The sequence below is a fragment of the Pseudomonas sp. MWU12-2319 genome, assembly GCF_023242525.1.
Classification (GTDB): domain Bacteria; phylum Pseudomonadota; class Gammaproteobacteria; order Pseudomonadales; family Pseudomonadaceae; genus Aquipseudomonas; species Aquipseudomonas gingeri_D.
The window spans coordinates 94,746-107,748 of the sequence record NZ_JALJES010000010.1 but is presented as its reverse complement, the minus strand read 5'-3'; the positions used below and the strand labels follow the sequence as shown (position 1 = coordinate 107,748).

Sequence of the window (13,003 nt, the reverse complement as noted above, 5' to 3'; positions counted from 1 at the left end):
TGGGCATACTTGAGAGAAAACCCATGAACGCCCCGCTCCGTATGAACGAAGCACTTCTGATGGCCGGCCAGGCCCTCAAGCCATTCCAATGTGTTGCCTGGGTGGCACAAGACAAAGGCGAACTGAGCCTGACCGTGATCGACCGGACCAACAACAGCATCGGTCGCCAGCAGATTCCTTGCAGCGCCTACTCCGACTCCGAGCAGTTGGTCAGCCTGCTGCAACAGGCCCGTGCGGAGTTGAGCCAGAAAGGCTACGACCTGCAGCCGTGGACATTGTCGGCCTGATAGCGCTCCAGAAAACACGCAAAACCTTGTAGGAGCAGAGCTTGCTCGCGAAGGCGGATTCATAGGCGCCGTAGCTCCAAGGTGTATGGCCGCTTGCAGCGGTTCGCGAGCAAGCTCTGCTCCTACAGTTGACCGCGTTCTCCCGCACGATCGCAGTGTCTTTCAGGGTGTCGAAAGCTCTTCGATATGCCGATACTGCGCGCCCAGTTCCGCCGCCAACCGCACGGCACGTCCCAGGCGGATCGGACCTTTTTCCAGGTCCACCAGCAACGCCTGGCAGTTAAAGACCGGCAAGCCCGACCAGGCTTTCAAACGCCCATCCGTCAGCAACAGCACCCGCTGCTGTTCAGCCGCAAAGCGTTTCTGCCGCTTGGCCAACCAATCCGCCGCTTGCGCCAGCGCCGCCTGCAAAGGCGTTCCGCCCCCTGCTCCCAAGTCCTCCAGCCAACCGCGTAAATCACTCGAAGCTTTCAAACCCTGAAGCTGCCACTTGGGCCGATCACCGCTGGCAGTCATCAACGCCAGGCGCGCCCGCTGCCGATAAGCATCGTCAAACACCTGCGCCAGCAAGCCCTTGGCCTCACTCAACGCATGGTGCCGGCGGGTCGACGCCGAAGCATCGACAATCACCAGCCACAGTTCATGGGGCGAGCGGCTGCGCGGACGAAAGCGCAGGTCCTTGCGCAGACGCGGGCGCCCGGCCAGCAAGGTTTCCACCCAACTGATCGCACCGCTATCACCAGCCCTGCTGACGCCTTGACGCCCAGCGGACAAACGACCTGACCGAGGCCTGGCATCCGCCCCCGGTTTCAGTCGAGGGCGGATGCCTGGGGCTTTTTTGGCCAGCTCGGAATTTCCCGGCGCGCGCCCACCGGCAAGGCCTGGGCCGGCAGCTCACCCCATTGCCCCTGGCCCTCGCCGGGCTCGCTTGCCGACTGGGGCGCCGCCCCCGGATTCGAGGCCGGTGCCGAGGTTGGCGGCACACCTTCGCGACGACGATGGCGCAAGGCAAACTCGGCCACCGCCTCGATATCCTCCGGGGAGATCTGCCCGGCACCGCGCCAGGCCGCATGAGCCCGGGCGGCACGCAACCACACCAGGTCGGCGCGCATGCCGTCGACACCCGCCGCAAAGCAGCGTTCGGTAATCGCCTCCAGGGCCCGGTCATCCAGGGCGATCTCCGGCAGGCGTGCCCGGGCCTGGCGGCAGCGCTCGCGCAAGGCCTCCTGCGCCGGCGCCCACTGCTCGCAGAAACCTTGCGGGTCGCTATCAAAGTCCAGGCGTCGACGGATGATCTGCCCCCGTTCGCTCGGCTGCGGCTGGCCGCTGAGAGCCACGTTGAGGCCGAAACGGTCCAGCAGTTGCGGACGCAACTCGCCCTCCTCCGGGTTCATGGTGCCGATCAATACGAACCGCGCCGAGTGCCGATGGGAAATACCATCACGCTCCACCCGATTGACGCCACTGGCGGCGACGTCCAGCAACAGGTCCACCAGATGATCGGGCAGCAGATTGACCTCATCGACATAGAGCACCCCGCCGTCGGCCTTCGCCAGCACGCCGGGGGAAAACTGCGCCCGGCCTTCGCCCAGGGCCGCGTCCAGATCAAGGGTGCCCACCAGCCGCTCTTCCGTCGCCCCCAGGGGCAAGGTGACGAACAGCCCGCTGGCCAACAGATCCGCCAGCCCACGGGCCAGGGTCGACTTGGCCATACCCCGTGGGCCCTCGATCAGCACGCCGCCGATCTTCGGGTCAATCGCCGTCAGGCACAGCGCCAGTTTCAGGTCGTCGGCGCCGACCACGGCCGACAGCGGGAAATGCGGGGTATCGCTCATGGCTTGCACACCTCAGGAATCTTCTTCTATATCCAGCAGCAGGTTTTCCAGCGCCTCGCGGTACTCGCCGGGCTCGCTCCACAACCCGCGTTGCTGGGCTTCCAGCAAGCGCTCGGTCATATCCCGCAGCGCCGCCGGATTATGTTCGCGGACAAAGTCACGGGTGTCCGGGTCCAGCAGATAGGCATCGGCCAGCAAGGCGTACTGGTGATCGTCGATCAGGCCGGTGGTGGCATCGAAAGCAAACAGGTTATCGACGGTCGCCGCCAGCTCAAACGCACCTTTGTAGCCATGGCGCTTGACCCCGTCGATCCATTTCGGATTCGCCGCCCGCGAGCGGATCACCCGGTTCAACTCGTCCTTGAGCGTGCGGATCTTCGGCAGGTCCGGTTGGCTGTGGTCGCCATGATAGCTGGCGGCCTGTTCACCGCGCAGGGTTTCCACCGCCGCCAGCATGCCGCCCTGGAACTGGTAGTAATCATTGGAATCGAGCAGGTCGTGCTCACGATTGTCCTGGTTTTGCAGCACCGCCTGGACCTGGCTCAAGCGTTGCGCGAACTGTCCACGTGCCGCCGTGCCTTCATCCTGGCCGCCATAGGCATAACCGCCCCAGTTCAGGTAGACCTCGGCCAGGTCCTCGCGGCTCTGCCACAAGCGCCCGTCGATGGCGTTCTGCACCCCGGCGCCATAGGCCCCGGGCTTGGCACCGAAAATTCGCCAGCCGGCCTGACGGGCCGCCTGTTCCTTATCCAGACCTTCGGCCTGCAACTGCTCGCGCTCGGCGCGGACCCGGGTAGCCAACGGGTTCATATCCGCCGGTTCGTCCAGCGCCGCCACGGCCTGCACGGCCGCGTCGAACAGGCGGATCAGGTTGGCAAAGGCATCGCGAAAAAAACCGGAGACCCGCAAAGTCACATCGACCCGCGGACGGTCCAGCAAGCTCAGGGGCAGGATCTCGAAATCGTCGACCCGCTGGCTGCCCGTGGCCCACACCGGCCGCACGCCCATCAGCGCCATGGCCTGGGCGATATCGTCGCCGCCGGTGCGCATGGTCGCCGTGCCCCAGACCGACAGGCCGAGTTGGCGCAAATGGTCGCCATGGTCCTGCAAATGCCGTTCGAGAATCAGGTTGGCCGACTGAAAGCCGATGCGCCAGGCGGTGGTGGTCGGCAGATTGCGCACATCCACGGAAAAGAAATTGCGCCCGGTGGGCAATACGTCCAGGCGTCCGCGACTCGGCGCGCCGCTGGGGCCCGCCGGCACGAAGCGACCCGCCAGGGCATCGAGCAGGCCGTTCATCTCCGCCGGACCACAAGCATCCAGGCGCGGGGCGACCACCGTCAGCAAGCCATCGATGATCAGCCGCACATCGGCCCACAACGCCGTGTCCGGCCAATCGATCCCGGCTTGCAACGCCCGCTCGATCAGTTGCCCTGCGTACAGTTCCAGGCGCTCGCGGCTGTCACCGGCAGTACGCCAGGTTTCCTCGCTGACGCTTTGCAACGACTCGGGCCGAGGTCCGGCCCAGGGTTCAGCCAGGGCGCAGTCCAACGGATCGAAGCCCATTTCAAAGGCCTTGGCCAAGGCCCGCAACAGGCTGGACTGGGCACCGCGCCCGTCGCCACGGGGAATCCGCAGCAAGGCCAGCAGCGTGTCGATGCGCAGGCGCCCGCTCGGCGATTCGCCGAACACATGCAAGCCGTCGCGGATCTGCGACTCTTTCAAGTCGCACAGGTAGGTGTCCAACCGGGGCAGCCAGATCGCCGCGTCGGCATCGCTGTCCAGGCCCGCGTCGAGTTGCAGTTCACGGTCGATCTGCGTCTCGCGGACCAGCTTGAGAATGTCACGCTGCAATTCGCGGGCACGCCGTGGGTCGAGCAATTGAGCTTCATAGTATTCGTCAGCCAGCAACTCCAGATCCCGCAGCGGTCCGTAGGTTTCGGCTCGGGTCAACGGCGGCATCAGGTGATCGATGATCACGGCCTGAGTGCGGCGCTTGGCCTGGGCACCCTCGCCCGGGTCGTTGACGATAAAGGGATAGATATTCGGCAATGGCCCCAGCAATGCATCCGGCCAGCACTGCTGCGACAGCCCGACGCCCTTGCCCGGCAGCCACTCCAGGTTGCCGTGCTTGCCGACATGGATCAGCGCATGGCTGCCGTAGGTGTGTCGCAGCCAGAAATAGAACGCCAGGTAGCCATGGGGCGGCACCAGGTCCGGGTCATGGTAGACCGCGCTGGCATCGACCTGATAACCCCGGGCCGGCTGGATGCCGACGAAGGTCAGGCCAAAACGCAGCCCGGCGACCATCATCCGCCCGCCACGGAACATCGGGTCCTGTTCCGGCCGGCCCCAGCGCGCCATGACCGCTTGGCGATTGGCCTCGGGCAGGTGCTCGAACATCGTCTGGTAATCAGCCAGCGCCATACTCTGGTGACACGGCCGCAGGTCAAGGCTGTCGAGATCGTTGCTGACACCACCGAGCAAGGCCTGGATCAGCGCCGTGCCGCTTCCAGGCAAATCCTCGCTCAACGGATAACCCTGCTCCTTGAGCGCCCGCAGGATATTCAGCGCCGCCGCCGGGGTATCCAGGCCCACGCCGTTGCCGATCCGCCCATCGCGGGTCGGGTAGTTGGCGAGGATCAGGGCAACGCGCTTGTCCGCATTGGGCAGCCGTGCCAGATCGATCCAGCGACGGGCCAGTTCGGCAACGAAATCCATGCGTTCGGGCTGGGCACGGTAGCAGACCACATCGCTCTGGCTGCGCTCGCTGCGCCAGGCCAGGTCCTTGAAGCTGATGGGCCGGCTGATGATGCGCCCGTCCAGTTCCGGCAAGGCGATATGCATCGCCAGGTCGCGGGGCCCGAGGCCCTGCTCGCTGGCCTGCCAGCCGGGCTCGTTGTCCTGGGCGCAGATGGCCTGGATCACCGGGATATCCCGGCGAAACGGCCGCAGATGGGGAGCCTCGGGGCTGGACTGGGCAAATCCGGTGGTATTGAGGATGATCGCGGCCGCCACCTCGTCCAGCAGATCCTCCACCACACTCAGGCACGCGGGCTCCTTGAGACTGGCCACGGCAATCGGCAAGGGATTGAGCCCTGCCGCCTGCAAGCGCTGACAGAACACATCGACGAAGGCGGTATTGGCCGCCTGCAAGTGCGAGCGATAGAACAGCACCGCCGCGACCGGTTGCCCGACCTGCCAGTCGGCGCGCCAGGCAGGCAGTCCGACACTGCCATGACGAGGATGATAGATCGCCGTGCGCGGCAAGGGTTGCGGCTCGGCCCAGGAGTAGTCGCGCCCCAACCAAAGGTTGGCGAGACAGCGATACAGGTCCAGGGCATTGCCCATGCCGCCCTGGCGCAGAAAATGCCAGAGCCGCCGGCCTTCCTCGGCGGGCACCGTGCTCAGGTCGCTCAGTTCCGGGTCCGGACGGTCGTCCCCCGGCACCAGGATCAGGGTCACCCCGCGCTCGGCCAGTTGCACCAACCGCTCGATACCGTAGCGCCAGTAACCGATCCCACCGTGCAGAGACAACAGAATGACCCGGGCGTGTTGCAGCACCTGGTCGAAATAGAGGTCGACCGAGGCGTGGTTCTGCACCTGCATGGGGTTGGCCAGGCGCAGACTGGGGTAATTTTCAGGCAGTTGCCGCGCCGCTTCGGCGAGCAATGCCAGGCTTGAATCGCCGCTGCAGAGGATCACCAGCTCGGCGGGGGTTTGCCCCAGGTCGGCGATATTGTCATCCGACACAAAACCGCCGGGCTGGGTCCTGAGCAGATGCATGGGTCAGACAGTCAGCGCGGCGCGCAAGGTCGATTCGAGCAGCGCGGCATCCAGTTCCTGGCCGATCAGCACCAGGCGGGTGACACGTGGCTCGTCCGCGCTCCAGGCACGGTCGAAGTGCTTGTCGAAACGAGTGCCCACACCCTGGATCAGCAGGCGCATCGGCTTGTTCGGGATCGCGGCGAAACCCTTGACCCGCAGGATACCGTGCTTGACCACCAATTGCGTCAGGGCGTCCAGCAGCAGGCTTTCATCGGCTTGCGGCAGTTCGAGGGAGATCGAGTCGAAGGCATCATGATCGTGGTCGTCATGATCGTCATCGTCGTGGTGGTGATCATGGTGGCTGTGGCGACCGTCGATATGCTCCTCGGAACCGGCGCCCAGGCCCAGCAGCACGTCCAGGGGCAGGCGACCGCTGCTGGCTTCGATGACCTTCACTGCCGGCGGCAGCTCCTCGGCCACTTCCAGGCGCACCCGGGCCAGGTCTTCAGGGCTGATCAGGTCGGCCTTGTTGAGAATCACCAGGTCGGCGCTGGACAGTTGGTCGGCGAACAGCTCGTGCAGCGGCGATTCGTGGTCCAGGTTCGGGTCGAGCTTGCGCTGGGCATCCACCTGGTCCGGGAACGCGGCGAAGGTGCCGGCGGCCACGGCCGGGCTGTCGACCACGGTGATCACCGCGTCGACGGTGCAGGCACTGCGGATTTCCGGCCACTGGAAGGCTTGTACCAGGGGTTTGGGCAGCGCCAGGCCGGAGGTTTCGATAAGGATATGATCGAGGTCGCCACGGCGCGCCACCAGTTCGCGCATCACCGGGAAGAATTCTTCCTGGACCGTGCAGCAGAGGCAGCCGTTGGCCAGTTCATAGACACGGCCATTGGCTTCTTCTTCGCTGCAGCCGATGGAGCACTGCTTGAGGATCTCGCCGTCGATGCCCAGTTCGCCGAACTCGTTGACGATCACCGCGATGCGGCGGCCCTGGGCGTTGTCGAGCATATGGCGCAACAGGGTGGTCTTGCCCGAGCCGAGAAAGCCGGTGACGATGGTGACGGGAAGCTTGGCCAGTGTTTTCATCGGATGCCCTTTGGCAAAGTGGCGGGCATACGGGACGAGAACCGCGGCCCTTGGGCGCGGATGCGTTCGCCACCGGATCACCCCGCCCGGTTGTAGTGAGAAACGGTGACGAGGCAGGTCTCCTGGCTTACGGTCTGGCGGTCGCGCTTGCTCTCGAAAGCAGGCGAACCGGCCGGGCCTTGCGCCTTCCCGCCCGTAGGCAGTGGCATTGCAGGGCTATCGAACCGTTTACAGTTGCGGGGGCAGCCGCGGCATACCGCGTTCCCTTCTTAGCTTCGGCCGAACGCCGAAGAACCTCGAAGCTGCAAGGCTACGCAGTGCGCCGGGGCAGGTCAATCGCGAGCGCCGCTGTGGTTTAATTGCGCCCCTTTTCCCGCCCTGCCCGTTTCAAGGAATCCTGTTATGAACGCCACCGACATCACCCAGGTCCTGGTTATCGGTTATGTCTGGCCGGAACCGCGCTCGTCGGCCGCCGGCGGGCACATGATGCAGATCCTCGAAAGCTTTCTCGAGGTCGGCTGGCGCATCACCTTCGCCAGCCCGGCCGTTATCGGCGAACACAAGGCCGACCTGGCGAGCCTGGGCATCGAGGAATGTCGCATCGAGCTCAATAACAGCAGCTTCGACAGTTTTGTCGCCGACCTGCAACCCGACGTGGTGCTGTTCGACCGTTTCATGATGGAAGAGCAGTTCGGCTGGCGCGTGGAAAAACACTGTCCCGGGGCCCTGCGGGTGCTGGAGACCGCCGACCTGCAAAGTCTGCGCGATGCCCGCCAGCAACAGCTCAAGGCACGTCTGAAAGACGATCAGGACCTGAATGACTTCAGCACCCTGTTCGCCCCCGACCAGCGGCAGATGTTCGAACAGATGAGCGCGACCGATCAGGCCCAGCGGGAAATCGCCGCCATCTACCGCTCGGACCTGAACCTAATGATTTCCGATGTCGAGTCGCAGTTGCTGATCGAGCAGTTCAAGGTCCCGGCGGCGCTACTGCACTGGTGCCCGCTGATGATCGACACGCCCACGGCGGCCTACCGCGATTTCGATGAGCGCGCGCACTTTCTCAGCATCGGCAACTTCCGCCACGCGCCGAACTGGGATGCCGTGCTCTGGATGAAGACCACGATCTGGCCGCTGATCCGCCAGCAACTGCCCACCGCCCAGTTACATATCTATGGCGCCTACACCCCGCCCAAGGCCACCGCGCTGCACAACCCCGCCCAGGGCTTTCACATCATGAACTGGGCCGAGGATGCCTTGCAGGTCATGGCGGCGGCACGGGTGTGTCTGGCACCGCTGCGTTTCGGTGCCGGTATCAAGGGCAAGATCGTCGACGCCATGCTCTGCGGCACACCGAATGTCACCACCCCCATCGGCGCCGAAGCCATGCACGGTGAGCTGCCCTGGGCCGGCGCCATCGAAACCAGCGCCGTCGCCCTGGCGCAATCGGCCGTGCGTCTCTACCAGGACCGTGCGCCGTGGCAGCAGGCCCAGGCCAACGGCCAGGTGCTGCTCGCCGCCCGTTATGAGCGGCAGGTCCACGGCCCGGCGTTGATTGCCCGGATCCAGGCCTGCCGCGAGGATCTGGCGGCCCACCGTCGGAACAATTTCACCGGGGCGATGCTGCGCCACCATCACCACAAGAGCACCCAGTACATGTCCCAGTGGATCGAGGCGAAGAACCGCGTCGACTGAGCCTCAGGAGGCACCGAGGAGCTGGCGGATCTCGATCAGTTGCGCCGGCTCGCCGGCCACCACTACATGGGCCGACAACGGAGGCAGTTGCCGGCCCTCCGGCGTGCGGCTGGGCCTGACGGAGAAGTTGACGGTAATCAGCGTGCCGTCGGCAAAGGTCGAGCGTTGCAGCAGGCGATCCCCGGACAACACCTGGAAATCGTCCATGGCCTGGCTGAACAGGCGCTCGTGCAAGGGCCGGAACACCTTGTCGTAGGCACTGATCAGCGGCAGGTCACGGGAAATCACCTGATCGTTGAGGTGATACAGCGGCGGCACCATGTACAGCAACTGCAGCAAGGCCGTGACATCACGTTCGCTGGAGAACTTCAGCGAGCCGTACTCCCAGTGATGGGTACTGACCAGGCTGTCATGCAGGGCTATCTGGTACAGCGGCAGGCGAAACTCGGCCGACGTCACGAAGCGCGCCACCTCCGGCTTGAGCGGGACCGCCTTGAAATACAGGTTGGGGGTTTCCGGCGGCCAATAACCGCCCAGGTAATAACGCGAGCGCTTGTTCTTGCGCATATCCGCGTCCATCCAGGCAAAGGGCTGGGTGGCGATGCCATGACTGAAGGCGATGATCGGCGCGTAGAAGGCCTGCCCGCCCTCGCTGCCCGTGACCAGGTCCAGTGCCTGGACCGGATACGCCAGGCGCCGGCGGCGCGCCTCGGCATCCTGCGCCTGGCTGGTTTCCCGACCCGGCGTGTAATCACTGAACTCGGGACCCGCGGCATCGACATCAAGAAAGTAGCTGTTCAGGCGCCCCGCCCGCGCCACGGCACTGATCCGCCGCCGGGCATAGGCCTCGACGCTGCGCGGATTGACGAACACACCACGGCCATTGAAGCCCTGGACTTTCTTGCCCTGCTCGTCGGTATAACCGGCGGCGACCAGTTCATCGCCCATCTTCGCGGTCGCCCAACTGGCTTGCAGATTCGACGGATGCGCGCTGCCGTAACTGTCGTAGGCCGACACCAGGTAGCCGGCGGCCTTGGCCGCGTCCACCGCCTCGGGGTGCCAGAAGGCATCGCGCCAGTCATCGGCGCCCAGCCAGGCCCGGGCCAGACCCGCCCCCTGCAAGGCGGCAACGGTGTCCAGGGACAAACCACCACCCCAGCGCTCGGCCGGTGCCAGCAGATCACCAAAGGCCTCGCGCAACTGCTGACGCACCGTTTGCGCCCAGGCCACCTCGGCCAGGGGATCATGATTGCCGGGCAAGGGTGCCCGGGCCTCACGCCCGATCACCGCGAGCAACCCGGCATTGATCGCCCGGATCACCTGGGTCCGGGCAAAAGGTGGGACCTGCCCAAAGGCACTATCGGCTTCACCCAACGCCAGCAGGAAGGCCTCTCGAGCCTTGAGCTCGAAGGCCCCCCAGAGCCTGGAGGCCAGGTGATCGCTGTCATCGCGGTGCTGGGCAAAAAAGCGCAGGAACTCCGGCCAGTGCAGGATATCGCCCGCCTTCAGCGGTCCGGCATCCCACAGATAGATATGCGGCGCGCCGCCCAGGCGGGCAACGTGGGGTTGAGTGTGGATTTTCTCGCGCAACGAGACGAACTGATCGTGATCGCGCAGCCACTGGCGGTACAGCCGTGCGCCGATCAGCGGTTCCCGCGGGCCGACGACGATGCGTACCCGGTAAGGCGCGCCGGGGGCCAGGCGATTGAAGGCATGGCTGAGGGTCGGCAAGGGCCGGGCGTTTTGCGCCTTGATGCCAAAGCTGGTGTTGAACGGTGTCTCGACGATCCAGGTGATGGAACAGTCCTTGCGCAGTTCGGTCCAGAACGGCATCGACAACACCCCATTGAGCCGGGCCGGCTGATAACGCCGCAGCAGCCAGTCGAGCCATTTCGGATCGTCGCTGGGGATATAGGCGCCTTCGCCAAAGGGAATCGCATGGGCTTCGATCGCCCCGTCCTCGACGGGCCTGGGCCACTCCAGCCGCCCCGGTTGTTCGGCCTGCACCGTGACCACCAGGGCATTCCCATCGACCCCGACCTCGATCCTGAAATCCTGGTCCGCCTGTCGGACCCGCCAGCGGTTACCGTCTCGCTCGATGACCTGCGCGTCCTCGTCGAAGGCCGCGGCGCTGAGCAAGGCCGGGGACCGATGTTCGTCGCTGTGGTGCAGGGACACGGCCAGGGTCGCCGGGTCGACGACAAAGGTCCCTGAACGATGAGGCAGGTAGACCTGGGAAGCCCCTTCGACGCTCAGGGCCAAGGTCCATCCGAGCAGGGTCAGCCAGATCTGCAGGCAGTGACAATCATTCATCCACCGCGGCGGCATGACCTTCATGTTGTCCTCATCGATTCAGGTGTGTAAACCGATGAACCTTAACTGACCGAGGAGAAAAGACCCTGTAGTCCGCTTCTCCTCAAGTCGAGTGAAAGCACTAAAAATCTGTGGATGTGGGAGCGGAGCTTGTCGGATCGCCGCACCGCCGCGAAGCTTTCAGCGGCCTCACGGGCCCCTTCGCGGCAGTGCGGCGATCCGACAGGCTCCGCTCCTACAGCGGCCGGCGCAACAGGTAACAGTCCATGATCCAGCCTTTGCGCTTGCGCGCTGCTTCGCGCACACGGCGAATCCGCTCGCCCACCTCGTGGAGCTTGCCGGCCACCAGCAGCTCGTCGTCGGTCCCCAGGTAGGCGCCCCAATAGATTTCCAGGTCCTGGTCGGCGAACTGGCTAAACGCGCAGCGGGCATCGAGCATGACCACCACATTGTCCAGATCAGCCGCTTCCAGCCGTCGCCCGGTGGTGATCAGCAGTGGCTCGCCGATACGATTCAGGGCAATCCGATGCTGCGCGGCCAGCACCTGGATACTGCTGATGCCCGGAATCACCTCGACGGCAAACGCCGGACCGCCCAGCGCACGGACCCGCTCAAGGATTCTCAGGGTACTGTCATAGAGCCCCGGATCGCCCCAGACCAGGAACGCGCCGCACTCATCCTCGCCTAACTCCTCGTCGATCAGCCGTGCGAACAGGGCCGCCCGTTGCCGATGCCAGTGCTCGACACCCGCCTCGTAGGACGCCGCCGAGTCCTCGCGCACCGGATCGCTGACCTGGACCTGCCGGCAACCGGGCTGCTGGATGTAGCGTTCGCAGATGTCCTTGCGCAAATTCAGCAGATCGTCCTTGGTCTCGCCCTTGTCCAGCAGGAACAGCACCGAGGCGCGATTGAGCGCATTGATCGCCTGGACGGTGATCTGCTCCGGGTGGCCGGGGCCCATGCCGACCAGCAGAAGGGTTTTCATGACTGGCGCTCCGGTTGTCTGACGCCTGGCACGTCCCCCTCTTGGGTACGGCGCAACTGGCGCGATGGCAAGGATGAGGGCATTATCGGAAAGCGCCCACAACAAAAAACGACAAGTAGCCAGGCATGACCCGAGCAGCCCGCGTCACCGACCCCTCCTACGAGCTGATGGACGACCACAACGGCCTGTCGATCATCTATCGCCAGCATGGTTTTCCCTGCCCCCTGGTCCGTTGGCATTTCCACAAGGAATACGAACTGCACCTGATCGTCGCCAGCTCCGGCAAGGTGTTCATTGGCGATTATATCGGCAACTTCTACCCGCAGACCCTGTTCTTGACCGGCCCCAACCTGCCCCACAACTGGATCAGCCAGGTGGCCGAGGACGAAGTGGTGCCCAAGCGCGACATGCTGGTGAATTTCACCGACGAACTGTTCGAAAGCGGTCATCTGGTGTTCGCCGAGCTGAAAACCCTGACGCCACTGCTGGAACGGGCCCAGTACGGCATCGAGTTCCGTTGCCAGCACACCGTGCGCCAGGCCACGACCTTGATGCAACGTATCGCCGACTCCCAGGGAGTCACCCGGCTCGGTCACTTCCTGATCCTGCTGGAACTGCTCGGCAACTGTGACGATTACCAGTTGCTGTCGGGTGTTACCACACCACAACTGGCCGACGAGCACAATATCGACCGCACCAACCGGGCGGTCGACTATATTTTTGCCCACTATGCCCGGGAGCTGCCGCTGGAAGAAGTGGCCGAGTACCTGGGCATGAAGCCCACCTACTTTTCCCGGGTGTTCAAGCAGGCCACCGGCCGTTGCTTCGTCGAATTCGTCAATCGCCTGCGCATCAGCAAGTCCTGCGAATTGCTCGCGGACGGCGACAAGCCGGTGACCGATGTCTGCTTCGAGTCAGGCTTCAACAATATCTCCAACTTCAACCGCCGCTTCCAGCAACTCAAGGGCATGACGCCCTCGCATTACCGGCGTCTGGCGGTACAGCGCCTGACGGAGCAGAACCACGGCTGA

General features: G+C 64.5%; 9 protein-coding genes and 1 riboswitch. Of the genes, 3 read left to right on the top strand and 6 right to left on the bottom strand.

Annotation, left to right across the window (positions count from 1 at the left end):
- Positions 1 to 23: 23 nt before the first annotated feature.
- Positions 24 to 287 (top strand): hypothetical protein, encoded by a 264-nt coding sequence (locus M5C01_RS17540; protein ID WP_100943402.1) that lies wholly within the window; start codon positions 24 to 26, stop codon positions 285 to 287.
- A 162-nt stretch (positions 288 to 449) separates the two neighbouring features.
- Here M5C01_RS17540 and M5C01_RS17535 read toward each other — a convergent pair whose 3' ends face one another.
- From M5C01_RS17535 to cobW, 4 genes are read right to left on the bottom strand one after another with little or no spacing between them, the layout of a single operon-like run.
- A complete protein-coding gene (locus M5C01_RS17535) occupies positions 450 to 1,061 on the bottom strand; it encodes a VWA domain-containing protein (RefSeq protein WP_152739679.1) in 612 nt (203 codons plus the stop codon).
- Positions 1,062 to 1,096: 35 nt separating this feature from the next.
- Positions 1,097 to 2,122: an AAA family ATPase gene (locus tag M5C01_RS17530; RefSeq protein ID WP_152739678.1), complete on the bottom strand. Its 1,026-nt coding sequence runs from the start codon at positions 2,120 to 2,122 to the stop codon at positions 1,097 to 1,099.
- 12 nt (positions 2,123 to 2,134) lie between these two features.
- Entirely contained in the window at positions 2,135 to 5,908 is a 3,774-nt protein-coding gene (gene cobN / locus M5C01_RS17525) for a cobaltochelatase subunit CobN (protein ID WP_152739677.1), read from the bottom strand.
- A 3-nt stretch (positions 5,909 to 5,911) separates the two neighbouring features.
- Positions 5,912 to 6,979, bottom strand: coding sequence for a cobalamin biosynthesis protein CobW (gene cobW / locus M5C01_RS17520; protein ID WP_152739676.1), 1,068 nt, complete (start codon positions 6,977 to 6,979; stop codon positions 5,912 to 5,914).
- A 94-nt stretch (positions 6,980 to 7,073) separates the two neighbouring features.
- Positions 7,074 to 7,293, bottom strand: a riboswitch (cobalamin riboswitch).
- A gap of 88 nt (positions 7,294 to 7,381) precedes the next feature.
- Here cobW and M5C01_RS17515 point away from each other — a divergent pair.
- A complete protein-coding gene (locus M5C01_RS17515) occupies positions 7,382 to 8,674 on the top strand; it encodes a glycosyltransferase family 4 protein (protein WP_152739675.1) in 1,293 nt (430 codons plus the stop codon).
- 3 nt (positions 8,675 to 8,677) lie between these two features.
- On the opposite strand, the gene M5C01_RS17510 is transcribed toward M5C01_RS17515, so the two are convergent.
- Complete coding sequence (locus M5C01_RS17510; protein WP_248764361.1) at positions 8,678 to 11,011, bottom strand: glycoside hydrolase; 2,334 nt, start codon at positions 11,009 to 11,011, stop codon at positions 8,678 to 8,680.
- Between the two features lie 211 nt (positions 11,012 to 11,222).
- Positions 11,223 to 11,972, bottom strand: a complete 750-nt coding sequence (gene cobF, locus M5C01_RS17505) for a precorrin-6A synthase (deacetylating) (protein ID WP_152739674.1) — start codon at positions 11,970 to 11,972, stop codon at positions 11,223 to 11,225.
- A gap of 125 nt (positions 11,973 to 12,097) precedes the next feature.
- Here cobF and M5C01_RS17500 point away from each other — a divergent pair, with 125 nt between their 5' ends.
- A complete protein-coding gene (locus M5C01_RS17500) occupies positions 12,098 to 13,003 on the top strand; it encodes an AraC family transcriptional regulator (RefSeq protein ID WP_100943409.1) in 906 nt (301 codons plus the stop codon).

What these genes read in the sequence shown, in the direction of transcription:
- M5C01_RS17540 (WP_100943402.1), top strand. Translation starts at nt 24, where the DNA reads ATGAACGCCCCGCTCCGTATGAACGAAGCACTTCTGATGGCCGGCCAG.
- M5C01_RS17530 (WP_152739678.1), bottom strand. Translation starts at nt 2,122, where the DNA reads ATGAGCGATACCCCGCATTTCCCGCTGTCGGCCGTGGTCGGCGCCGAC.
- cobN (WP_152739677.1), bottom strand. Translation starts at nt 5,908, where the DNA reads ATGCATCTGCTCAGGACCCAGCCCGGCGGTTTTGTGTCGGATGACAAT.
- cobW (WP_152739676.1), bottom strand. Translation starts at nt 6,979, where the DNA reads ATGAAAACACTGGCCAAGCTTCCCGTCACCATCGTCACCGGCTTTCTC.
- M5C01_RS17515 (WP_152739675.1), top strand. Translation starts at nt 7,382, where the DNA reads ATGAACGCCACCGACATCACCCAGGTCCTGGTTATCGGTTATGTCTGG.
- M5C01_RS17510 (WP_248764361.1), bottom strand. Translation starts at nt 11,011, where the DNA reads ATGAAGGTCATGCCGCCGCGGTGGATGAATGATTGTCACTGCCTGCAG.
- cobF (WP_152739674.1), bottom strand. Translation starts at nt 11,972, where the DNA reads ATGAAAACCCTTCTGCTGGTCGGCATGGGCCCCGGCCACCCGGAGCAG.
- M5C01_RS17500 (WP_100943409.1), top strand. Translation starts at nt 12,098, where the DNA reads ATGACCCGAGCAGCCCGCGTCACCGACCCCTCCTACGAGCTGATGGAC.